The sequence below is a fragment of the Halobacillus dabanensis genome (assembly GCF_900114165.1).
Taxonomy (GTDB): domain Bacteria; phylum Bacillota; class Bacilli; order Bacillales; family Halobacillaceae; genus Halobacillus; species Halobacillus dabanensis.
The window spans coordinates 110,281-133,332 of record NZ_FOSB01000004.1 but is presented as its reverse complement, the minus strand read 5'-3'; the positions used below and the strand labels follow the sequence as shown (position 1 = coordinate 133,332).

General features: G+C 44.9%; 20 protein-coding genes. 18 read left to right on the top strand and 2 right to left on the bottom strand.

The window, feature by feature from the left end; genetic code table 11:
- The first annotated feature begins 8 nt into the window (after positions 1-8).
- From purM to purD, 4 genes are read left to right on the top strand one after another with little or no spacing between them, the layout of a single operon-like run.
- The gene (gene purM / locus BMZ58_RS08435; RefSeq protein WP_075036115.1) at positions 9-1,013 is read left to right on the top strand and encodes a phosphoribosylformylglycinamidine cyclo-ligase; all 1,005 of its coding nucleotides are present in this window, start codon (positions 9-11) and stop codon (positions 1,011-1,013) included.
- Positions 1,010-1,588 carry a phosphoribosylglycinamide formyltransferase gene (gene purN, locus BMZ58_RS08430; protein WP_075036114.1) on the top strand — a complete coding sequence of 193 codons (579 nt, stop codon included), beginning with the start codon at positions 1,010-1,012 and terminating at the stop codon, positions 1,586-1,588. The genes purM and purN overlap by 4 nt, the downstream gene beginning before the upstream one ends.
- Positions 1,585-3,117: a bifunctional phosphoribosylaminoimidazolecarboxamide formyltransferase/IMP cyclohydrolase gene (gene purH / locus BMZ58_RS08425; RefSeq protein ID WP_075036113.1), complete on the top strand. Its 1,533-nt coding sequence runs from the start codon at positions 1,585-1,587 to the stop codon at positions 3,115-3,117. The genes purN and purH overlap by 4 nt, the downstream gene beginning before the upstream one ends.
- Before the next feature lie 19 nt (positions 3,118-3,136).
- Positions 3,137-4,417, top strand: coding sequence for a phosphoribosylamine--glycine ligase (purD, locus tag BMZ58_RS08420; RefSeq protein ID WP_075036112.1), 1,281 nt, complete (start codon positions 3,137-3,139; stop codon positions 4,415-4,417).
- Here the strand turns inward: purD and BMZ58_RS21745 are convergent.
- Positions 4,379-4,486, bottom strand: coding sequence for an EYxxD motif small membrane protein (locus BMZ58_RS21745; protein ID WP_425268649.1), 108 nt, complete (start codon positions 4,484-4,486; stop codon positions 4,379-4,381). The two genes, purD and BMZ58_RS21745, sit on opposite strands and share 39 nt — an antisense overlap.
- Before the next feature lie 270 nt (positions 4,487-4,756).
- On the bottom strand, positions 4,757-5,011 hold the full coding sequence (locus BMZ58_RS08415) for a YgaP family membrane protein (RefSeq protein ID WP_075036111.1): 255 nt from the start codon (positions 5,009-5,011) through the stop codon (positions 4,757-4,759).
- 72 nt (positions 5,012-5,083) lie between these two features.
- Between BMZ58_RS08415 and BMZ58_RS08410 the strand changes: the two genes are divergently transcribed.
- The 14 genes from BMZ58_RS08410 to gatB all read left to right on the top strand — a co-directional run bounded on the left by BMZ58_RS08410 (position 5,084) and on the right by gatB (position 23,006).
- Positions 5,084-6,829, top strand: a complete 1,746-nt coding sequence (locus BMZ58_RS08410) for an adenine deaminase C-terminal domain-containing protein (protein ID WP_075036110.1) — start codon at positions 5,084-5,086, stop codon at positions 6,827-6,829.
- A gap of 36 nt (positions 6,830-6,865) precedes the next feature.
- Positions 6,866-7,915, top strand: a complete 1,050-nt coding sequence (locus BMZ58_RS08405) for a DUF3048 domain-containing protein (protein WP_075036109.1) — start codon at positions 6,866-6,868, stop codon at positions 7,913-7,915.
- Between the two features lie 14 nt (positions 7,916-7,929).
- On the top strand, positions 7,930-8,232 hold the full coding sequence (locus tag BMZ58_RS08400; RefSeq protein ID WP_075036108.1) for a YerC/YecD family TrpR-related protein: 303 nt from the start codon (positions 7,930-7,932) through the stop codon (positions 8,230-8,232).
- 213 nt (positions 8,233-8,445) lie between these two features.
- Positions 8,446-9,033, top strand: coding sequence for a YitT family protein (locus BMZ58_RS08395; protein WP_075036293.1), 588 nt, complete (start codon positions 8,446-8,448; stop codon positions 9,031-9,033).
- Positions 9,034-9,265: 232 nt separating this feature from the next.
- Positions 9,266-9,976, top strand: a complete 711-nt coding sequence (gene pcrB, locus BMZ58_RS08390; RefSeq protein WP_075036107.1) for a heptaprenylglyceryl phosphate synthase — start codon at positions 9,266-9,268, stop codon at positions 9,974-9,976.
- Entirely contained in the window at positions 9,973-12,213 is a 2,241-nt protein-coding gene (gene pcrA / locus BMZ58_RS08385; protein ID WP_075036106.1) for a DNA helicase PcrA, read from the top strand. Before pcrB ends, pcrA begins: the two co-directional genes overlap by 4 nt.
- A gap of 14 nt (positions 12,214-12,227) precedes the next feature.
- The gene (gene ligA, locus BMZ58_RS08380; protein WP_075036105.1) at positions 12,228-14,228 is read left to right on the top strand and encodes an NAD-dependent DNA ligase LigA; all 2,001 of its coding nucleotides are present in this window, start codon (positions 12,228-12,230) and stop codon (positions 14,226-14,228) included.
- Positions 14,229-14,268: 40 nt separating this feature from the next.
- Positions 14,269-15,444, top strand: a complete 1,176-nt coding sequence (locus BMZ58_RS08375) for a CamS family sex pheromone protein (protein ID WP_075036104.1) — start codon at positions 14,269-14,271, stop codon at positions 15,442-15,444.
- 323 nt (positions 15,445-15,767) lie between these two features.
- Positions 15,768-17,318 carry an L-glutamate gamma-semialdehyde dehydrogenase gene (gene pruA / locus BMZ58_RS08370; RefSeq protein ID WP_075036103.1) on the top strand — a complete coding sequence of 517 codons (1,551 nt, stop codon included), beginning with the start codon at positions 15,768-15,770 and terminating at the stop codon, positions 17,316-17,318.
- Between the two features lie 362 nt (positions 17,319-17,680).
- Complete coding sequence (locus BMZ58_RS21590; RefSeq protein ID WP_255534807.1) at positions 17,681-17,806, top strand: hypothetical protein; 126 nt, start codon at positions 17,681-17,683, stop codon at positions 17,804-17,806.
- A 6-nt stretch (positions 17,807-17,812) separates the two neighbouring features.
- The gene (gene putP / locus BMZ58_RS08365; protein ID WP_075036102.1) at positions 17,813-19,324 is read left to right on the top strand and encodes a sodium/proline symporter PutP; all 1,512 of its coding nucleotides are present in this window, start codon (positions 17,813-17,815) and stop codon (positions 19,322-19,324) included.
- A 479-nt stretch (positions 19,325-19,803) separates the two neighbouring features.
- Positions 19,804-20,094 carry an Asp-tRNA(Asn)/Glu-tRNA(Gln) amidotransferase subunit GatC gene (gene gatC / locus BMZ58_RS08360; RefSeq protein WP_075036101.1) on the top strand — a complete coding sequence of 97 codons (291 nt, stop codon included), beginning with the start codon at positions 19,804-19,806 and terminating at the stop codon, positions 20,092-20,094.
- Positions 20,095-20,106: 12 nt separating this feature from the next.
- Positions 20,107-21,579: an Asp-tRNA(Asn)/Glu-tRNA(Gln) amidotransferase subunit GatA gene (gatA, locus tag BMZ58_RS08355; protein ID WP_075036100.1), complete on the top strand. Its 1,473-nt coding sequence runs from the start codon at positions 20,107-20,109 to the stop codon at positions 21,577-21,579.
- Positions 21,576-23,006 (top strand): Asp-tRNA(Asn)/Glu-tRNA(Gln) amidotransferase subunit GatB, encoded by a 1,431-nt coding sequence (gene gatB / locus BMZ58_RS08350; RefSeq protein WP_075036099.1) that lies wholly within the window; start codon positions 21,576-21,578, stop codon positions 23,004-23,006. The genes gatA and gatB overlap by 4 nt, the downstream gene beginning before the upstream one ends.
- Positions 23,007-23,052: the final 46 nt, after the last annotated feature.

The window sequence follows — 23,052 nt, the reverse complement described above, 5'->3', positions numbered from 1 at the left end:
GAAGAGAGATGAGTCAATCGTACAAACAAGCAGGTGTCGACGTGGAAGCAGGATACGAAGCGGTCGAACGTATGAAAAAACATGTCGGTAGGACGATGCGCAAAGAAGTGCTCGGTGGTCTCGGATCATTTGCCGGTTTATTTGACATTAGTGGCATGACTTATGAAGAGCCGGTACTTGTCACTGGTACGGATGGGGTCGGAACGAAGCTGAAGCTCGCATTCGAAATCGATCGTCATGATACGATAGGTGTAGATGTGGTTGCCATGTGTGTCAACGATATTGTCGCACAAGGAGCCGACCCTCTTCTCTTCTTAGACTATATCGCCTGTGGAAAGAATGATCCGGCCCGTATTGAGCAAATCGTCAAAGGTATTGCGGATGGTTGTGAACAGGCAGGAGCTGCCCTTGTCGGTGGAGAAACGGCTGAAATGCCCGGCATGTATGAGGAGAGTGAGTATGACCTCGCAGGTTTTGTTGTCGGGATGGCTGATAAGCGGAAGATCATCACCGGAGAGTCGGTCCAAGCAGGGGATGTCCTGATCGGTTTACCTTCTTCGGGTATCCATTCCAATGGCTTTTCTCTCGTAAGGAAATTGGTAGCAGATCTTGATTTGGAAAAAGTGTACCCAGGGTTACAGAAGCCTCTCGGTGAACAGTTGCTTACGCCTACTCTTATTTATGTGGAGGCAATTCAAACGCTGAAAAAAGAACTTACCCTTAAGGGTGTCGCTCATATTACTGGCGGAGGTTTTTATGAAAATATCCCTCGCGCTCTTCCTGAAGGACTCGGAGTCGTTATTGAAAAAGACAGTTGGGAAGTGCCGGCAATCTTTCGCTTTTTGCAGGAAAAAGGTTCGCTCACAGAAGAAGATATGTTCGGGGTATTCAACATGGGGATCGGAATGGCCGTCGTTGTCGATGAAGCGGAAGCTGACCAAGTACTTGAGACGGTAGAAGATGCTGTCGTAATTGGAAAGGTAACGAGAGAAGAAGGAGTGCAATGGTCATGACTAACATCGCTGTTTTCGCTTCCGGTACTGGTTCCAATTTTGACGCAATTATCGATGCGATTGAAAATGGAATCCTGGACGCACGAGTCCGCTTACTCGTCTGTGACCGTATCGGTGCACCGGTAATCGAAAAGGCGCAAAATCATGAAATTGATACGGTCGTCTATCGTCCTAAATCTTTTGAAAATAAGGCAGCATACGAAACCGCGGTTCTTGAAGACTGTAAACAACGCGATGTGGATTTCATCGTCCTCGCTGGCTACATGCGACTGATCGGTCCGACATTGCTAAAACCGTATGAGCGAAGAATCGTTAATATCCATCCATCTTTGCTGCCTGCTTTTCCGGGTAAAGATGCGATTGGGCAGGCGCTTGCGCAAAAAGTGAAAGTCACTGGGGTCACCGTCCATTACGTCGATGATGGAATGGATACAGGACCGATCATCGCTCAAGAAGCCATCAAGATTGAAAAAAACGCTACAGCAGAAGATGTGAAACAAAGCATTCAGGCGGTCGAACACCGTCTCTATCCAGAAGTGATCCAATCATTATTCATCAAGGAGGAATCTCTATGAAAAAACGTGCCCTACTCAGTGTATCCAATAAACTAGGATTGACCGAATTTGCCAAACAGCTGCATGACCTCGATTATGAACTTGTTTCGACAGGTGGCACGAAACGAACGATTGAAGAAGCAGGGATTCCTGTACGATCCATTTCTGAAGTGACCGAATTTCCGGAAATCATGGACGGACGTGTGAAGACACTTCATCCTTCGGTCCATGGTGGGTTACTCGCGAAACGCTCGTATGAGAGTCATATGAAGCAACTTGAAGAGCTGGATATCAAAACGATCGACCTAGTAGCTGTCAATTTGTATCCCTTCAAAGAAACCATTGCAAAAGAAGGGGTAAGCGAAGCGGATGCAATAGAGAACATTGATATTGGCGGACCAACCATGCTTCGTGCTGCTGCCAAAAGTTTTGAAGATGTAGCCGTGGTTGTCAATCCATCCGATTACGAAGAAGTGATCGCCGGTATACAGGAGGGCGGACTTTCCTTTGAAACGCGACGTAAATTGGCTGCTAAAGTGTTCCGTCATACTGCGAATTATGATGCGATGATCGCTGGTTATTTTTCCGAGTTGACCGAAGAACCGTATCCGGAAACATATACCGTCACCTATGAAAAAGTACAGTCCCTCCGTTACGGAGAAAACCCGCACCAGAGTGCTGCTTTTTATAAAAAAGCGAACGTTGAAGGAACTTCTCTAGCTGAAGCAGAGCAGTTGAACGGCAAGGAGCTTTCTTACAACAATATTCAAGATGCCAATGCAGCGTTAGAGGTGGTCCTTGAGTTCCATCAACCCGCAGCTGTCGCCGTGAAACATATGAACCCTTGTGGTGTGGGTGTTGGAGAAAATCTTTATGATGCCTATGTAAAAGCCTATGAAGGTGACCCTGTTTCTATTTTCGGAGGTATTGTTGCTTTGAACCGTGAAGTCGATGGAGAAACAGCTGCGAAATTGAAGGAGATTTTCCTTGAGATCATTATCGCGCCATCCTTCAGTCAAGAGGCGTTAGACCTTTTGACAACGAAGAAAAACTTGCGACTGTTGAAAGTCGATATGAAGAAAGCGGACCGACCTGCTCATAAGCTTGCGACTGTCAATGGAGGATTGCTTGTCCAGGACACAGATGAGGGTTCGCTTGACGGAGTCGACCTGGAAGTGGCGACTGAGCGTGAGCCGACAGAACAAGAAATGGAAGATATGAAACTTGGCTGGAAAGTTGTAAAGCATGTAAAGTCGAACGCTATCGTTGTAGCAAAAGGCGATCGGACACTTGGGGTCGGAGCAGGACAAATGAACCGCGTCGGAGCGGCAAAAATCGCTTTTGAACAAGCAGGTGAAAAGGCGGCAGGCAGTATTATGGCCTCGGATGCATTTTTCCCAATGCCGGATACTGTCGAAGCAGCCGCTGAAGCCGGTGTCACGGCGATCATTCAACCCGGAGGATCAAAACGGGATCAGGACTCAATCGATGCCTGTAATAAGCATGGCATAGCGATGGTCTTTACAAAAATGCGTCATTTCAAACACTAATCGAAAGGGTGGGCGTTCTATGAATATCATGGTAGTCGGACGTGGCGGTCGTGAACATAGCATTGTTCAAAAATTGTCGGAAAGTGCGCAGGTGAAGCACATTTTTGCAGCTCCAGGGAATGCTGGAATCAAGAAGGGCGCTGAGTGTATCAATATCGATGAAAATGATCATGAGTCTCTGGTCGCTTTTGCGAAAGATAACCAGGTCGGTTTAACAATTGTGGGTCCTGAAAATCCTTTGATTGATGGTCTTGTCGATCGTTTTTTGGCAGAAGGTCTGTTGGTTTTTGGTCCTTCAAAGGCAGCCGCACTTCTTGAAGGAAGTAAGCATTTTGCTAAACAAATCATGCAAAAATACGAAATTCCTACTGCAGAGTACCAAGCTTTTTCAGAGGTGGAAGCTGCAAAAGCTTATATAGAAGAAAAAGGGGCCCCAATTGTCGTGAAAGCCGATGGTCTGGCTGCGGGTAAAGGAGTGGTCGTTGCAGAAACAGAGGATGAAGCTCTATCTGCTGTAGACGAAATGCTGAAACATGGTCAATTTGGTGCGGCGAGTCGGGAAATCGTTGTCGAAGAATATTTAGCTGGAGATGAATTTTCATTAATGGCGTTCGTGAACGGGACGGACGTCTACCCGATGATCCCCGCGAAAGATCATAAACGGGCATTGGAAGGGGATCAAGGTCCGAATACAGGTGGCATGGGGGCATTTGCTCCTGTGGCAGATTTGAAAGATGCCTCCTATGAAACTGCCCTTGAGTCGATTGTCCGCCCTGTTGCTGAGGCGATGGTGCAGGAAGGGCGGCCGTTTACAGGAATATTATATGCTGGCCTCATTGAAACAGAGGACGGTCCAAAGGTCATCGAGTTCAATGCTCGCTTTGGGGATCCTGAAACACAAGTTGTGCTGCCACTTCTCGAAAATGATTTGGAACAGGTGGTGATCGATGTTTTGGAAGGGAAGGATCCTGGTTTAGAGTGGTCGAACGAAACTTGTGCGGGTGTCGTTGTCGCATCAAAGGGGTATCCAGGGGAGTATGAAAAAGGACGTCCTCTCCCCGAACTGTCCGTAGATGAAAAAGTGTTCGTAGTTCATGCAGGAACAGCCTTTGCCGATGAGGAGTATGTATCCAGTGGCGGGCGCGTCCTATTGGTCGGCAGTAAAGGTAGCGATTTAGCGCAAGCTCTGGATCAGACGTATCAGTCGTTACATGTGTTCGATGATTCGGATGACTTTTTCTACCGCCGGGATATCGGTCGGTCAATCCTTTCGTCGCTTATGCATACCGACAAAAAATAAAGCTGCAACCGATCCGATAATGATCGCAATAACGAATCCGACATCTGTAAAGTACTCCAAAAATTCCATAGTATTCATCCTTTTTAGAAGAGCGGGGGAGGCCCCGCTCTCTTACTATTATTGGGGCAGGAAATAATTCCATGCTTTGTTATTACTAAAATGGTTACCCATTAAATTTAAAACCCTCATCATTCTACTTTTATCCAGCACACTTGGTCCCTCTCAAGGTCATAAGCAGCTCCTGTTTTGGCAAAGGACATCACCTCTAAGTCTGCTTTAGTTTGCCAGAAGCCGCAGGACGTGGAGTTCTATGGAACATCGTCTGACCGAGGACTTTTTTCATTGATTATGCGGAATGTCTTGTTGCCAGCTTTCCTCTATTCCGTCTGTTTCCGCTGCCATGTCTTCATAAACGGCAGTAAGGGGACAAAAACGGACGATCCCTTCAGCGACTTTTAAAGCGGAGAGTATGATCAGCAATGGATGAGAGGAGCTATTCTCATGACGTGCCCCGCGAATGGTCAAATAGGTGAGCATACTAAGTCCGGCAGTGATGCGAATCATACTGTTTACAATTCCGATGTTTGGTTTCATAATGTTCCTCCTTACCAGATTGGAATATCCTGTGTTACGATAGAAGATAATGAAATCAGGGAGGGAAGCTCCATGAATGAAACGCGATTTCGTTGGCGGAACCGGCAGCTGAGAGAACATGCAGCTGTAATCGATGGCAAAACGGCGCCGACAAAACTAATCAAAAATACGACCTACTTGAATGTTTATTTAAAACAATGGATGACCGGCCATATTTGGCTATATGAAGATCGCATTATTTATACAGGTAAAGAACTACCTTCTAATACGGAAGGCACGGAAATGATAGATGGACAGGACAGTTATATCGTCCCGGGTTATGTGGAACCTCATTCCCATCCATTTCAGTTATATAATCCCCAAAGCTTAGCTGAATATGCGGCTGAGACAGGAACGACGACCCTCGTCAATGACAACTTGATGTGGCTTTTTTTAACAGAAGAAGAGAAAGCGTTTTCTTTGTTGGAAGAATTCATGAATTTGCCTGCCACAATGTATTGGTGGGCGCGCTTTGATCCACAAACGGTACTCAGGGAAGAAGATAGAGAAGCTTTTGATGAGCAAATTCCAGATTGGATTGACCATGATGCGGTAATACAGGGGGGAGAATTGACGGCCTGGCCTGATGTCCTTCATAAAGGGGATGAGCAAATTTTGCATTATATGCAGGAGACGAAACGTTCCCGAAAACCTCTGGAAGCTCATTTGCCTGGTGCTTCTGAGCAGACGCTTGTGAAAATGAGATTACTTGGCATGGATTCAGAACATGAATCGATGACAGCAGAGGATGTCCTGCAACGGCTGGAGATCGGATATCAGACTGGATTAAGGTATTCTTCCATCCGTCCGGATCTTCCACAAATTCTGCAGGGACTTATAGAAAAAGGACATCGTCACTTTGACCACCTCATGTACACGACAGATGGATCGACCCCTGGCTTCTATCGTGAAGGACTGATCAATCAATGTGTCCAAATTGCTCTTGAAGCAGGTGTGCCGGAAGTAGAAGCTTATATGATGGCTACATATCAAGCAGCAAAGCATTTCGGGATCGAAAACCGTGTCGGAAGCTTGAATGCAGGCCGTGTGGCTCACTTGAACTTTTTATCAGATCCAAAAAATCCTACCCCTCATTCTGTCATCGCCAAGGGGGAGTGGATCAAGCGTGATGATAAAACGGTGAAACCGACCACCCACATTCAATGGAATAAGAATGGAATCAAGCCGCTCGCACTTGATTGGGAAGTGACGGATGGGGATATGCAATTTTCCATGCCGGTTGGACTTGAGATGGTGAATGATGTCATCATGAAGCCTTATGCAATTTATACTGAGTCTGCTGCGGAACGCCTTTCAGATGATCATGATGAATCATTTTTGATGTTAATGGACCGTGATGGAGAATGGATGGTCAATACATTGCTTAAAGGTTTCACCAAGACGCTTGGGGCGCTTGTCAGTTCTTATAGCAATACAGGTGACATCATATTGACAGGGAAGTCGCGTAAAGATATGAAGAAGGCATTTCATCGGATGAAGGAAATTGGGGGAGGGATTGTCCTCGTCAATGAAGGAGAAATTCTCTTTGAACTTTCTTTACCTCTTGGAGGGGTGATGTCAGATCTTCCAATGCGTGATTTGATAGAGGAAGAAGCGAAGTTGAAAGCATATCTGAAGGAAGAAGGGTTTGCTTTTTCCGATCCTGTCTATACATTACTTTTCTTATCATCCATGCATTTGCCTTATATTCGAATCACACCTCTTGGCATTATGGATGTGAAAAAGAAAGAGGTACTCTTTCCTTCGATAATGCGTTAAAATAGAAGAGGAATTATTGAGAAGGGGAAGTGCTACATGAGAAAGCTCACTTTTTTCAGTGTTCTTGTTGTCCTTTTTTTGGCTGCATGTAATGAAGAAGCCGGGGCAGCAGAACCTGAAAAGAATACAGAGAAAGATACAGAGGTCGTAGAAAAAGAGACAAAAGAAAAAGTGACCGTTGAAGATGAGGAAACTGTTGAGGATTTTGAGATTTTTCCACTGACTGGGGAACGGACAGATGAAGGGACGAATGGTCGCATCCTATCTGTCATGGTCAATAATCACCCGAAAGCGCGGCCGCAGTCAGGTTTGAGTCAGGCGGATGTCGTCTATGAAGTATTAGCAGAAGGGCAAATCACCCGTTTCCTTGCTTTGTTCCATAGTGATATTCCTGATACAATTGGGCCAGTAAGAAGTGCCCGTCCGTATTATTTCCAGATTGCTGATGGTTATGATGCTGTATATACCTATCATGGCGCTTCGACAGCTATTAACCATAAGGTCGCGAACAGTGGGATCGATTATTTAGATGGCGCGTTATATGACAACAATGGTTGGTTGTTCGATCGTTCCACAGACCGAATCGCCCCGCATAATTCTTATCTTTTGACGGAAGGTTTGGCAAAGGCAATGGAAAGGAAAAGTTATGAAACAACAAAGGAAGTTGAAGCTCTGCCCTTTGCCGATAGCGAGAATTCGGCAGGTACGCCTGTGGATGAAGTATCAATTTCGTATGGGGCTCATACAAATGTAAGTTTTACGTATGACCAAGAAGGAGGACACTTTCTGCGCTCGAGTGACGGAGAACCGACGATGGACCGTAGCAATGACGAGCGTGTGAGTGTGGAGAATGTATGGATCATCGAAGCGGACCACCGCATTATAGATAATGCTGGCCGCCGTGATATCGACCTCACTTCAGGTGGGAATGGTTTTCTTTTACAAGATGGAAAAATGAAAGAAGTACAATGGAAAAACGTCGAAGGGCGACTGCTTCCGTTTAAGAATAATGAGCCGCTCGCGTTCACTCCTGGTCAAACGTGGGTGAACATTATTCCAGGTAATGCGGTTGTTGAGAATGAGTAAGGGAGGGAACTGGCATGCAAATCGATAAACTGAGAGGGAAGACGCTAGACCAGCTATTTGAAGCGATTTTATCACTGCAAAACGTTGAAGAATGCTATGAATTCTTTGATGACTTAGCGACAATGAATGAAGTCCAATCACTTGCCCAACGATTAGAAGTAGCCCGCATGCTACGTGAAGGCTATACCTATCATAAGATTGAAACAGAAACAGGCGCGTCGACAGCGACGATTTCCCGTGTGAAACGTTGTTTGAATTACGGAAATGACGCATACACGAAAGCACTTGATCGTGTCCAGGAAAAGAGAACCGAATAGTGGAGATAGGCTGCCGCAAGGGATGTGGCGGTCTTTTTTTATGGCTTTGTACTTTCCGGCCCGCTGTGATCATCTATTGTTGTATATGGAATATCCTATATTCAATTTTACTCTGTAGGCATTACGAGCATGTTATAGGCAATTCTTTCATTCTATATGGAGGAGGACAGGCATAACCTTTTATTAAGAAAGGGGACCTGTCCGATGAAAGAGATGATGAAAAAAGGCGCAATGATCATAAGCGGCAGTTTGATCCTTTCTCTCGGCATCAATTTTTTCCTAATCCCGGATCATGTCCTGGATGGCGGGATCATTGGTATAGGTATGATTGCTAATTATATATGGGGGCTGAAAGTTGGCCTCACGATTATCTGTTTTAGTATTCCGATTTTTACACTCGCCTGGTTCTTCTACAGGGGTTACTTTTACAATAGTTTACATGGATTGTTGATTTCTTCGTTCTCTATTGACGTTTTGCAAGGATTGAGGGCATATCATCTGCCGCTCGATCCTGCTATCAGCTCGATTATAGGAGGAGCGCTAGTCGGAGGGGGCATTGGATTGATGCTTCGGGTCCATACAAGCACTGGGGGGACAGACTTATTGGCACAAATGATTGCCGATTGGTTCAAAGTGAATGTTGGATTTGTCATTTTAGCGATCGATGCGCTCATCATTGGGGCGAGCGGGTATTTATTTTCAATGGAAACATTGTTGTTGTCAGCTATTACCATATTAAGTGTCGGCCTCGTAACGATGACGTTCACATCTTCCCGTCTCCTTCCTGAACATCCTTCATAAAAATCCGCTGCTCCTTAAACAGAACAGCGGATTTTTTGCGTCCGTGAAGCAATCAAAATATTTACAAATATTCCCACACCAGGTCATACAAAAATTACCGTACCAGGTCTTACAAATTATTCCAGTAAGTGCAATCAAATTGGTCATAGAATTCTCATTGTCCAGCCCTCAACCCCGGGGCAAAAATTTGCTATAATGGGTAGATGGATAATTGTTGTTTTGGAGGACGGAAATGTACAATATAAGCGAGTGGGATCATGTATTCAAGCTTGATCCGAATAAAATGATCACCAATGCAGCGTTAGAGAAAGTGTGCACATCAGGAACAGATGCAGTCATCGTCGGTGGAACGGATGGGGTGACGTTCGAAAATGTCGCAGATCTTCTGGAGCGCCTGGAGCCTTACAATGTTAGTACAGTTCTTGAGGTGTCGGACCTTGAGGCAGTCGTACCGGGATTTGATGCGTATTTTATCCCGCTAGTGCTGAACAGTCGTCATAAAAAATGGTTGCTTGATGTACAACACCAGGCGATTAAGGAATATGCAGATATGATTGACTGGCAGGATATGCTAACAGAAGGATACTGCGTACTCAATCCAGAAGCGAAAGTCTATCAGAAGACGGATTGCACCTTACCAAATGTACAAGATGTCCTCGCCTATGCGAAGATGGCGGAGCACGTATTCCGTCTGCCCGTTTTTTATATGGAATATAGTGGCACGTACGGCGATCCGGAATTAGTAAAAAAGGTCGCAAGACAATGTCACCATACGACCCTTGTTTATGGCGGAGGCATTCGGACAAAAGAACAAGCCGAACAAATGGCTGAATTTGCGGATGTTATCGTCGTCGGTGACGTGATTTATGATAACCTAGAGGTTGCTCTCGAAACGGTCGAAGCAACTAAATCAATGAAAATGAAGGATGGTGGCCCCTCATGACCCAGGCATTGAATGCTTTGATTCAAGGCTTGAATACAGAACAAAAGAACGCGGTGACCCACACGGAAGGCCCGCTTCTGATCATGGCAGGTGCCGGGAGTGGAAAGACTCGAGTCTTGACGCACCGCATTGCTTATTTACTTAGTGAAAAAGATGTAGCTCCCCGTAATATCCTAGCGATTACGTTTACAAATAAAGCGGCACGTGAAATGAAAGAGCGTGTCGAATCTCTTGTCGGAAAAGATGGCGAAAAAATTTGGATGTCGACGTTCCACTCGATGTGTGTGCGCATTCTGAGGCGTGACATCGACCGCATCGGTTATGATCGCAACTTTTCCATCCTGGACTCAAGCGATCAGCTTTCCGTCATTAAGCAAGTACTGAAAGAGATTAATCTTGACCCGAAAAAGTGGGACCCACGCGCGATGCTTGGAGCGATCAGTAATTCGAAGAACGAATTGATGACAGCAGAAGACTATGCCAAGCAAGCCGGTAATATGCATGAAGAACAAATTGCAGAAATTTATAAAGGCTATCAAAAAAAGCTGCGGAAAAACCAGTCCCTCGACTTTGATGATTTGATTATGCAGACCCTCCGCCTTTTTGATGAAGTGCCGGAAGTATTAGAAACATATCAGCGCCGTTTCCAATATATCCATGTGGATGAGTATCAGGATACGAACCACGCACAATACCAGCTCGTCAAACATTTGGCTAGTCGTTATCAGAACCTTTGTGTTGTTGGAGACTCGGATCAGTCGATTTATGCATGGCGCGGAGCGGATATCCAGAACATCCTCAACTTTGAAAATGATTACCCGAATGCAAGAACGATTTTGCTGGAACAAAACTACCGATCAACCGAATTGATTTTGAACGCGGCAAACAATGTCATTGATAAAAACAGCGGGCGTAAACCGAAACGCCTTTGGACCGATAACAAAGGTGGCGAGAAAATCCATTATAAACAAGCGGGAACAGAACGGGAGGAAGCCCTTTTTGTGACTGATAAAATTGAAGATTTGGTGCGCGCAGGCAGATTCCGCTATCAGGACGTTGCACTGCTGTATCGTACGAATGCACAGTCCCGTACGATTGAGGAAACGTTCGTCAAAGCAGGCGTTCCTTATCAAATGATTGGCGGTACAAAATTCTATGATCGAAAAGAAATCAAGGACATGCTTGCATATCTTCGTTTGATTGCTAACCCGAATGATGACTTGAGCTTTCAACGAGTCGTCAACGAACCGAAACGTGGCGTCGGAAAAACGAGTATGGACAAAATGCTCGCCTATGCGGCGGATCATGACATTTCTCTATACGAAGCGGCAGCAGAGGTGGATTTTGTCGGTGTCAGTGCCAAAGCAGCCAAAGCTATCATGAGTTTCCGAAAAATGATTCAGAACTGGTGCGATCAACAAGAGTTCCTATCGGCTACAGACATGGTTCAGGAAGTCATCGATAAAACAGGCTATGAAGAAATGTTGAAAAATGAGAAAAGTATCGAAGCGCAAAGCCGATTGGAGAACATTGAGGAATTTAAGTCGGTTACGAAGAATTTTGAAGAGAATGCAGAAGATAAAACACTTGTCGCTTTCTTGACAGACCTTGCGTTGATTGCGGATATCGATTCTATGAATGAAGACCCTAGTAGTGATGATACTGTTACATTGATGACCCTGCACTCGGCGAAAGGACTCGAATTCCCTGTTGTTTTCTTGATTGGCATGGAAGAGAATGTTTTCCCGCACAGCCGCGCTCTCATGGATGAAGAAGAAATGGAAGAAGAGCGCCGGCTTGCTTATGTAGGGATTACCCGGGCAGAAAGGGAATTATATATTTCTCATGCGAAAATGCGTACATTATATGGCCGCACGAACATGAACCCGATCAGCCGGTTTATCAACGAAATTCCCGAGGAACTGATTGAAGGCAAGGAGCAAAAAGAGGAACTGCCATTTTTCAATAAAAAACGGGAAGCAAATCCGTTCGATGCTAAGCCACAACAGGCGGCACCGAAAAAGCGTGCAGCAAAGAAACCGGAGAAAAAAGCCTCGACAGGTGGCGAAAAGATTGGCTGGCAGCCTGGAGACAAAGCTCAGCATAAGAAGTGGGGCGAAGGAACGGTTGTTAAAGTACAGGGCGAAGGAGATGGCATGGAGCTTGATATCGCCTTTCCTGCACCAACCGGCATCAAACGCCTGCTTGCCCGATTTGCTCCGATTACGAAAGTATAAGGAAGTGGATGGATATGAACGCAACGGAAGCTCAACAGAAAATAGAGACACTCAGACAAGAACTCGAGCAATATAGTTATGAATATCATACGCTAGACACCCCGAGTGTGTCGGACTATGAATATGATAAAAAAATGCAGGAACTCATCTCGCTTGAAGAAGAGTACCCAGATTTACAAACCCCTGATTCACCATCACAGCGTGTTGGCGGGAAACCTCTGGATGCTTTTGAAAAAGTACAGCACGACATTCCGATGCTCAGTCTTGGCAATGCGTTCAATGATGAAGAATTACGCGATTTCGATCGTCGTGTCAAGAATGGTACTGATACAGACGTGAACTATGTGTGTGAACTGAAAATCGATGGTCTTGCTGTGTCTTTAAAATATGAAGATGGTGTGTTCGTTCGCGGGGCAACTCGAGGAGATGGGACAACAGGAGAAGACATTACAAAAAACTTGCGTACCATTCGCAATATCCCCCTCCGTTTGCAAGAGCCTGCCACAGTGGAAGTTCGTGGGGAAGCTTACATGCCGAAGCGATCTTTCCTCGCTTTGAACGAAGTAAAAGAAGCCAACGGAGACGAACCGTTTGCCAACCCTCGGAACGCAGCAGCGGGGTCCCTGCGCCAGCTTGATCCTAAAATTGCAGCTAAGCGTAATTTGGACATTTTTTTATACGGGATCGGTGTGTGGGAAAACGATACATCCGAATCGCACAGTGAACGTCTTGAGAAAATGCAAGCACTTGGCTTGAAGACGAATCCTGAGTGGAAAAAGTGTAACGATATGGAGGAAGTCATCGACTATGTTCATAGTTGGGTCGAACGACGTCCGGATCTAGACTATGAGATTGACGGAATCGTCATCAAAGTCGATAACCTCGATCAACAAGAGGATCTAGGGTTTACTGCGAAAAGTCCGCGTTGGGCGACGGCATATAAGTTTCCAGCAGAAGAAGCGGTTACGAAACTTACCGAGATTGAATTGAGTGTCGGACGTACAGGAGCTGTGACCCCGACGGCGATTCTTGAACCTGTCAAAGTGGCGGGTACCACGGTTCAGCGTGCTTCCTTGCATAATGAAGATCTAATCAAGGAGAAGGATATCCGTATAGGCGACACGGTCATTATAAAAAAAGCAGGCGACATCATCCCGGAAGTAGTCCGTGTTTTAGAAGACCAGCGCACAGGCGAAGAAGAACCTTATCGAATGCCAGAGGAATGTCCGGAATGTGGCAGCAATCTTGTCCGGCTTGATGAAGAAGTAGCATTGCGTTGTATCAATCCGAACTGCCCGGCTCAATTGCGGGAAGGGTTGATCCACTTTGTTTCCCGAAATGCTATGGATATCGAGGGGCTTGGAGAAAAAGTGATTGCACAACTTTTTCAAGAAAATTTGATCCATAATATTGCTGATTTGTACAAGCTCAAGCGAGAGGAGTTGCTAGAGCTTGATCGCATGGGGGAAAAGTCAGTCGATAATCTATTGAACGCAATAGAAGCATCTAAAGAGAATTCATTAGAACGTCTGCTATTCGGACTAGGTGTTCGTTATGTCGGGTCAAAAGCAGCAAGCACGCTCGCCCAGCATTTCGAACATATGGATGCACTTGTACAAGCAGATGCGCCTGCACTAGAAGCTATTCCGGAGATTGGCAGCAAAATGGCGGATTCGATTGCCAGCTATTTCGACAAGGAACAAGTCATTCAGTTAGTGGAAGAACTCAAACAGCTCGGTTTGAATATGGAATACAAAGGTGCGAAAAAGAGCGACCAGCCAGCAGATTCTCCGTTCATCGATAAAACAATTGTTTTGACAGGGAAAATGGAGCAGTACAGCCGTTCAGAAATGAAGAAAATCGTCGAAGAACTTGGTGGGAAAGTGACAGGCAGCGTCAGTAAAAAAACAGATCTCTTGATTGCTGGTGAGGATGCCGGGTCCAAATATACGAAAGCATCAGATTTGGGGATTGAAATTTGGGATGAAGAGCAGTTCAGGAATGCTCTATCCTGATCAGTAGGTCAGTTTTAGGTTTATTAAGGGAGTGGAAAGCATGAGGAAGATGCACGCACTGTTACTAAGTTCACTGCTCGTCATAAGCGCGTGTACGCCTGTTTTTGACAACAGGGAAGAAGTCATCCAGGAAACAAAGGATGAAAGCAACAACCAATCCGCCATTATTCCGAACTACAATATGTCGGAACAAGATTATCGGATGATTTTAACGGAAAGCAGTCCCAAGGTGTCCAGCGCCCGGACTGTCACGACGAATCAAATGGGAAACAGGATGGATATCGATGAATTCGAACGAGGACTAAGGCGTCATTCGAAAGAATACTTCAGTCCCGATGATTATTTTTTCCAGCCGGGGCAATACCTGGATGGGGATACTTTGTTCACCTGGCTCGGACGTGAAGGCAACGTACAACCTGACGAAGACCAGGATCCCGAAGATGTAGAAGACGGTCTCAACCCTGAATTGAATGAAGAGGAGGCGAGTGAGGAAGAATTCCGGGAAAACCCTCGATATATCTCCAATATCATCGAACAAAATTACTTAGTGAAAAAAGATGAGAACGTCGTGGAGCTAAGTGGTGTCACTATCGGAATTTCCTTGCGAACTGTCTACAACTTTACGGCAGATGATCGGAGTTATTCTGTAGACCATTCGACAGAAGAACTTCTACAAAAAGGGAAAGAGTACGCAGATGAAATCTTACAGCGAATTCGTGAGAGAGAAGAACTGAAAGATGTTCCGGTCGTATTCGCGCTGTACGAAGAGGAAGAAGCAAGTTCCAAAATCCCAGGCAAGTTTTTAAGCAAAGCATATGTCGATGAATCGTCTAGTACTGTCAGCGGATGGAATTCGATTAATGAAAAACATGTTCTTTTTCCATCAGATGAAGCAGAAGAGAATCATTTCGATGACGCTCAGATTTTCTCCGACTTTAGAAAAGAGGTATCTGATTACTTTCCTAATTTCGTAGGGATGATCGGAAATGGCTTTTATGTGGATAACAACTTGCGCGACATATCCATCGAAATTCCGATACAGTTCCAGTCAGAATCGGAAGTCGTTGGTTTTACCCAGTATGTCTATAGTCTAGTCAACGAAATGTTTGCTGACCATTATAATGTCCAGATAAATATTCATAGTATGGATGAAACGGAAAGCTTGATTGTCAAAAAAGCAGGAGAGCAAGAACCGTTTGTGCATGTGTATGAATAACTCAAACCGTCCAGATTATCTGGGCGGTTTGTTATTATCAAGATTTTTTTGTGGTTTTTAATAAGTACCTGTATACGTATCTTATTATATGGAAGAAACTTGATCGTATTTTTCGACAAAATAAGAAAAAATACGAGGAATAAAGACTATATAGTATTATTAAGATAATAAATTATATATAAAGTGATATTTGGACTAAAATGAGGCATATTGATTTGAAGTTACATTCAAGTTACGGTAGAATAGTTTTGGAAACGCTTAATGTGGTAATTTTCTAAAAATTACATAGCGTCACCCATTTACTTTCAAGGAGGCGGTTTTTTATGGTGGTCCCTTACAAACATGAACCATTTACTGACTTCACAGTGGAAGAAAACCGAAAGGCTCTAGAAGCTGCAATTAAACAGGCTGAAGCAGACCTTGGCAAGGACTATCCACTTATTATCGGCGGAGAGCGTATCATGACAGATGAAAAAATTAAAGTTGTGAATCCTGCCAATAAAAAAGAAGTGATTGGCTATGTATCGAAAGCGAATCAGGATCTAGCTGAAAAAGCTCATAAGATAGCAGACGAAACGTTCGACTGGTGGCGCAAGACGAAAGCGCAGTTCCGTGCAGACATCTTGTTCCGCGCGGCCGCAATCGTTCGTCGCCGCAAGCATGAGTTTACCGCTCATCTTGTAAAAGAAGGTGGAAAGCCATGGAAAGAAGCGGACGCGGATACCGCAGAAGCGATCGACTTTTTGGAATTTTATGGGCGGCAAATGTTAGAAATCGATAAAGGGGTGGAAATCAATTCTCGTCCAATTGAGAATAACCGTTTCCATTACATCCCTCTGGGTGTAGGAGTAGTCATCTCCCCGTGGAATTTCCTTTTTGCGATCATGTGTGGAACAACGGTCGCAGCGATGGTGTCTGGAAATACAGTGCTTCTGAAGCCGGCCAGTGCAACGCCCATCATTGCTTATAAAATGATGGAAGTGTTAGAAGAAGCAGGTCTTCCGAATGGGGTTATTAACTACATTCCTGGCAGCGGGAAAGAGGTGGGCGACTATCTTGTCGATCACCCGCGCACACGGTTTATCAGCTTCACTGGTTCTCGTGAAGTCGGTACCCGTTTGTTTGAGCGTGCTGCAAAAGTCCATGAAGGTCAAAAGTGGTTGAAACGTACGATCATTGAAATGGGAGGGAAAGATACCATCGTCGTCGATAGTGAATCCGATCTTGAGCTTGCAGCAGATGCCATTACGTATTCCGCGTTTGGCTTCTCTGGTCAAAAATGTTCGGCATGTTCACGAGTCGTTGCCCACGAAGAAGTATACGATGAGCTCCTAGACCGAGTAGTCCAGAAAACGAAGGAACAAGTCAATTACGGGGATCCGACTGATAATAGCAATTATATGGGCCCAGTCATCGACCAGAGCGCCTATGATAAAATTATGGACTATATTGAAATCGGCAAGAAAGAGGGTAAGCTGATGACAGGTGGAAAAGGGGATGACAGCAAAGGGTGGTTTGTCGCACCGACCGTTTTTGCTGACCTTGCCCCGGATGCTCGCCTCATGCAAGAGGAAATCTTCGGTCCTGTTGTCGGATTTACGAAAGCAAAGTCGTTTAAGGAAGCGATTGAAATTGCTAATAATACAGAGTACGGTCTGACAGGTGCGGTCATCTCCAATAACCGTGAGCACATTGAAATGGCCCGTGAAGACTTCCATGTCGGGAACTTGTACTTTAATCGCGGGTGTACGGCAGCTATCGTCGGTTATCATCCATTTGGTGGATTCAACATGTCCGGTACTGATTCCAAAGCGGGTGGTCCTGATTATTTGATCCATCATATGCAAGGAAAAACCACTTCCGAAATGTTATAATGAACGGACTGAAAAAATCCCTTTTCTCCCACAAAGAGAAAGGGGATTTTTTTATAGGGAATGGAACATACTAACTACATCTCGAAAAGGGGAATATTCCCCATTTTTACATCCATATAAAAATTTAAAAAATAAATTTTGTGAATGTTTATCATAAAAATGTCACATATGTGTATTTTTATACCGGTTATATGTATAAAAATTCAAATATGATAAAATATCTAAATTTTTGCAATGTTCCGATTAAAGTTATATGATATAGTGGTACCTGTGTTTGGATTTTTTAAGTCTTTGTGACTTAAGAATCATGCGTCGGTGCGATTGCATAGGATTGTATATACTAAGGCCTGGGAGGTGGAAATGTGTTTGAACTCGCTACTGCAACATCAGCATCAATCGCTGGGGCAACATGGTTCTGGTTATTTGTCCCAATGCCAATCTTAATCATTCTATCTATCATTACACTATTCACTGAGAGGAGCGAATAACAAAACATGAGTACTGCAACGTTAATAACGTTTATTGTTTATTTAATCGGTATGCTGGGGATCGGTTTTGCAGCTTATCGTCTAACATCTGATTTATCAGATTATGTCTTAGGTGGTCGTCGTTTAGGTCCAGGAGTAGCCGCACTATCAGCTGGTGCTTCTGATATGAGTGGCTGGTTGCTGCTAGGTTTACCAGGTGCCATTTATGCAGGTGGTCTATCTGGAGCCTGGATTGGTGTCGGCCTAGCTATTGGTGCATACTTAAACTGGCAGTTTGTAGCGCGTCGTCTGCGTATATTCACGGAGGTTGCGAACGACTCCATTACTGTTCCAGACTATCTTGAGAACCGTTTCCAAGACCATTCCCATATCTTACGTGTCATCTCTGCAGCTGTTATTTTATTATTCTTTACCTTCTACACCTCTTCCGGTATGGTCGCTGGTGCGAAGCTGTTCGAAGCTTCTTTTGCATTGAGTTATACACAAGCGCTGTGGTTAGGCGCAATTGTAACCATTTCTTACACTTTCTTAGGTGGATTCCTAGCGGTAAGTTGGACAGACTTTGTTCAAGGTATCCTAATGTTCTTCGCCTTGATTGCAGTGCCGATCGTTGCTGTATCTGAGTTAGGTGGATGGAATGAAGCGACAAATGCAGTTGCTCAAATCGACCCAACCTACTTGAACATGGTTCAAGGTGTCGGTGCCCTGGCCATCATCTCCTCCCTTGCATGGGGGCTTGGATACTTCGGTCAGCCACATATCCTTGTTCGTTTTATGGCTCTACGCTCAGCTAAAGATGTACCGAAAGCTCGACTGATCGGTATCGGTTGGATGGTTCTAGGTCTATATGGTGCAATTTTCACAGGTCTATTCGGACTTGCTTATATCAACACAGCAGATGTAGCCGATCTTTCTACATTTAACGCAGAAGTTATAACAGAAGGCGGCATCCAAATGCTTGCCGACTCTGAGAAAATTTTCATTACGTTTTCACAAATCTTGTTCCACCCTGTCATTGCAGGTATCTTGCTGGCAGCAATCCTATCTGCCATCATGAGTACGATTGACTCTCAGTTGCTTGTATCTTCTTCAGCACTTGCAGAGGACTTCTACAAAGCAATCTTCCGTAAGAATGCATCAGAAAAAGAATTGGTATGGGTTGGTCGTTTTGCGGTAGCTGCAATCGCTTTGATTGCTGTTCTACTTGCTGGTAACCCAGACAGTACCGTTCTTAGCCTTGTATCTTACGCTTGGGCAGGTTTCGGTGCCGCATTTGGTCCGATCATAATCTTGTCCTTGTTCTGGAGCGGAATCACACGTAATGGTGCCCTCGCAGGTATCATCGTCGGTGCTGTTACAGTCGTTGTATGGGGAGACTTCTTGAGTGGCGGGTTCTTCGATCTTTATGAACTCGTACCTGGTTTCTTATTGAGTGGTCTTGTTGCTATTCTTATAAGTTTAGCTGGTACACCACCAAAAGCTGTAGTTGAATCTTTCAACAAAGCTAAAAATCATTAATTTATAAGAAAGAAATCCTCGGCCCCAAAGGTCGAGGATTTCTTTCGTCAACTCTTCCATATAAGCTCCCTATTCTTGAAGGTTCCGTTTCGAGACATCTGTTGAAGTGCGAATGGGGGCTTGGAAGCTACTCGCTTTCCGCGGGGAAGACGGCAAGCTTCCTCGGACTGTGCGCCCTGTGGGATCTGCGGGACAGGTGAGACCCCGCAGAGCTTTAGCTCGATGAGGCTCACCGCCCGCCCCACGGAAAGCGAACCTTTTCCCGTAGCCCCCAAACTCCCACTAAAGTCTCGAAATCGAGTTCTCCAAATGCTGCCATATATCGGAACAACGAGGCTTATTAAAATCCTCCTTGTTCCGATATAAGACAGCGCCAGGCTGATATGTTAAGATAAGAAAGGTGTGCAACGTACGTTGAAAATGGATTCTGAAATTTGGTATGATCATATATTATGTGAGATCGAAATGGAGGTCGCATTATGTCCAGAATTAGCAAAGACGAAGTGAAGCATGTCGCGAATCTTGCGCGTCTTGCAATCACGGAAGAAGAAGCAACAACATTCACAAAACAACTTGATGACATCATCACGTATGCCGAACAATTGAATGAACTCGATACAACCGGCGTTGAACCTACGACACACGTTCTTGACTTGAAGAACGTTATGCGTAAGGACGAGCCGAAGAAGTGGATCACACAGGATGATGCACTGCAAAATGCACCAGACAAACAGGATGGGCAGTTCAAAGTGCCATCCGTATTGGAATAAGGAGGTTCGACGATGTCTTTATTTGACTATACATTGCGTGAGCTTCAAGAGAAGCTACATAACAAAGAAATCTCTGTGACCGATCTAGTGGAAGAGTCCTATAAGCGAATTGAAGAAGTAGACGAAGAAGTCCAGGCGTTCATCACCTTGAACAAAGAAGCGGCGAAACAGAAGGCGGCTGAGCTTGATCAAGAACGAGGAAATGCTGATGCGAAGTTGTTTGGTCTTCCAATCGGTGTAAAAGATAATATCGTTACTAAAGGTTTGCGGACAACAGCAGGAAGTCAGTTCCTTTCTAACTTTGAAGAGCCACTTTATGATGCGACGGTCGTCAATAAGTTGAACGATGCAAAGTCCGTCACGATTGGTAAATTGAATATGGATGAATTTGCGATGGGTTCTTCCAATGAAAACTCCAGCTATGCAGCTGCCCGCAACCCTTGGAACACGGATTATGTTCCAGGTGGATCAAGTGGTGGCTCGGCTGTTGCGGTAGCCGCGGGAGAAGTTCCTTACTCCTTAGGTTCTGATACTGGTGGTTCAATCCGTCAACCAGCTGCATACTGCGGTGTTGTAGGGTTGAAGCCGACTTATGGTCGTGTTTCCCGTTTTGGTTTGATTGCATTCGCGTCCTCGCTAGACCAGATCGGCCCAATTACTCGTAACGTTGAGGACAATGCCTTTTTACTAGAGACGATTGCAGGACACGACAAAATGGATTCGACTTCTGCGAATGTAGAAGTTCCAAAGTACACAGAATCTCTTACAGGTGACGTAAAAGGCCTGAAGATCGCTGTTCCGAAAGAATATCTCGCTGAAGGTGTTTCTACGGAAGTAAAAGAAGCGGTGCAAGCTGCTCTTAAGGAATATGAAAAAATGGGCGCTACATGGGAAGAAGTTTCCCTTCCTCACTCTAAGTACGCGCTATCCACTTACTATTTGCTCTCTTCTTCTGAAGCGTCCGCTAACCTGGCCCGTTTCGATGGTGTTCGTTACGGCAAGCGCGCCGAAGATGCAGAAACAATGCTTGATATGTTCAAGCGGTCCCGTGCAGAAGGCTTCGGAGATGAAGTGAAGCGCCGAATCATGCTTGGAACATTCGCATTGAGTTCTGGTTATTATGATGCGTATTACAAGAAGGCTCAGCAAGTACGTACATTAATTAAAAACGATTTTGAAAAAGTATTCGAAGATTATGATGTCATCATTGGACCGACAACGCCGACACCCGCCTTTAAAGTCGGGGACAAAGTGGATGATCCGATGACGATGTATGCCAACGATATTTTGACGATTCCTGTAAACCTTGCCGGTGTACCTGGAATCTCTATTCCTTGTGGGTTCTCTGGTGATGGACTTCCAATCGGATTGCAGATCATCGGGAAGCACTTTGATGAAGGTACGGTTTATCGTGCCGCACACGCCTTCGAACAGGCAACTGAATATCATAAACAACGCCCGTCCCTTGGAGGTGCGCGCTCATGAATTTTGAAACGATTATCGGACTTGAAGTCCACGTAGAACTAAAAACTGATTCTAAAATCTTCAGCCCGTCTCCGAACATGTTCGGAGATGACCCGAATACAAACGTCAACCCGATCGACCTCGGATACCCTGGAGTTCTTCCTGTCTTGAATGAAGAAGCTGTCAATTTCGCAATGAAGGCTGCTATGGCCCTGAATTGTGATATTGCTACTGATACGAAGTTTGATCGTAAAAACTATTTTTATCCAGACAATCCGAAAGCTTACCAAATTTCTCAATTCGATAAGCCGATCGGTGAAAATGGGTACATTGATATAGAAGTGGATGGCAAAAAGAAACGGATCGGGATCACTCGTCTTCACATGGAAGAAGATGCTGGTAAACTGACACACAGTGATGATGGCTATTCGCTTGTCGATTTTAACCGCCAAGGGACACCACTTGTGGAAATTGTATCAGAGCCGGACATCCGTTCACCGAAAGAAGCATATGCCTATCTGGAAGCATTGAAAAACATCATCCAGTACACTGGTGTTTCTGACTGTAAAATGGAAGAAGGGTCTCTAAGATGTGATGCTAACCTGTCCATCCGCCCGATTGGTCAGGAAGAGTTCGGTACGAAGACAGAGCTTAAAAACTTGAACTCCTTCTCTTTCGTACAAAAAGGACTCGAATTCGAGGAAAAACGTCAGCAGAAAGAATTGCTCTCTGGTGGGGAGATTCTTCAAGAAACACGCCGCTATGATGAGCAGACCAAGGAAACAATTTTAATGCGTGTAAAAGAAGGTTCTGATGATTATCGTTACTTCCCAGAGCCGGACCTTGTTCCACTCCACATCGATGAAGCGTGGAAACAACGCATTTATGAGCAAATTCCTGAGCTTCCGGATGCCCGTAAGAAACGCTACATCGAAGAGTTGAAGCTACCAGAATACGACGCAATGGTCCTGACTAACAACAAAGAGCTTTCTGATTTCTTTGAAGAGACGATCGCTCAAGATGCAGATATCAAGCAAGCATCCAACTGGTTGATGGGGGAAGTTTCTGCTTACATGAATAAGCACTATAAGGAACTTCATGAGCTTGAACTTACACCACAATCACTAGCCAAATTGATCCAACTGATCGAAGATGGTACGATTTCTTCGAAGATTGCGAAGAAAGTCTTCACTGAGCTAGTCGAAAATGGTGGCGAGCCGGAAAAAATCGTCAAAGAAAAAGGACTCGTACAAATTTCTGACGAAGGTCAATTGACAGAAATCGTTGTTAACATTATGGATAACAACCCACAGTCCATAGAAGATTTCAAAAACGGTAAAGACAAAGCACTCGGCTTTTTAGTCGGTCAAGTGATGAAAGAGACAAAAGGGCAAGCGAACCCACCGATGGTTAACAAAATCATCCTTGCTGAAATGGAAAAACGCTAAAGCTTCTCATATACACGAAAAAGCACGCACAGTGACACAAGTGCGT

Coding starts and splice junctions, on each gene's coding strand:
- purH (WP_075036113.1), top strand. CDS start 1,585: ATGAAAAAACGTGCCCTACTCAGTGTATCCAATAAACTAGGATTGACC.
- BMZ58_RS08400 (WP_075036108.1), top strand. CDS start 7,930: ATGCAAATCGATAAACTGAGAGGGAAGACGCTAGACCAGCTATTTGAA.
- pcrA (WP_075036106.1), top strand. CDS start 9,973: ATGACCCAGGCATTGAATGCTTTGATTCAAGGCTTGAATACAGAACAA.
- gatB (WP_075036099.1), top strand. CDS start 21,576: ATGAATTTTGAAACGATTATCGGACTTGAAGTCCACGTAGAACTAAAA.
- ligA (WP_075036105.1), top strand. CDS start 12,228: ATGAACGCAACGGAAGCTCAACAGAAAATAGAGACACTCAGACAAGAA.
- BMZ58_RS08395 (WP_075036293.1), top strand. CDS start 8,446: ATGATGAAAAAAGGCGCAATGATCATAAGCGGCAGTTTGATCCTTTCT.
- BMZ58_RS08410 (WP_075036110.1), top strand. CDS start 5,084: ATGAATGAAACGCGATTTCGTTGGCGGAACCGGCAGCTGAGAGAACAT.
- BMZ58_RS21745 (WP_425268649.1), bottom strand. CDS start 4,486: ATGGAATTTTTGGAGTACTTTACAGATGTCGGATTCGTTATTGCGATC.
- purD (WP_075036112.1), top strand. CDS start 3,137: ATGAATATCATGGTAGTCGGACGTGGCGGTCGTGAACATAGCATTGTT.
- BMZ58_RS08405 (WP_075036109.1), top strand. CDS start 6,866: ATGAGAAAGCTCACTTTTTTCAGTGTTCTTGTTGTCCTTTTTTTGGCT.
- pruA (WP_075036103.1), top strand. CDS start 15,768: ATGGTGGTCCCTTACAAACATGAACCATTTACTGACTTCACAGTGGAA.
- purM (WP_075036115.1), top strand. CDS start 9: ATGAGTCAATCGTACAAACAAGCAGGTGTCGACGTGGAAGCAGGATAC.
- BMZ58_RS08375 (WP_075036104.1), top strand. CDS start 14,269: ATGAGGAAGATGCACGCACTGTTACTAAGTTCACTGCTCGTCATAAGC.
- BMZ58_RS08415 (WP_075036111.1), bottom strand. CDS start 5,011: ATGAAACCAAACATCGGAATTGTAAACAGTATGATTCGCATCACTGCC.
- purN (WP_075036114.1), top strand. CDS start 1,010: ATGACTAACATCGCTGTTTTCGCTTCCGGTACTGGTTCCAATTTTGAC.
- gatC (WP_075036101.1), top strand. CDS start 19,804: ATGTCCAGAATTAGCAAAGACGAAGTGAAGCATGTCGCGAATCTTGCG.
- putP (WP_075036102.1), top strand. CDS start 17,813: ATGAGTACTGCAACGTTAATAACGTTTATTGTTTATTTAATCGGTATG.
- pcrB (WP_075036107.1), top strand. CDS start 9,266: ATGTACAATATAAGCGAGTGGGATCATGTATTCAAGCTTGATCCGAAT.
- gatA (WP_075036100.1), top strand. CDS start 20,107: ATGTCTTTATTTGACTATACATTGCGTGAGCTTCAAGAGAAGCTACAT.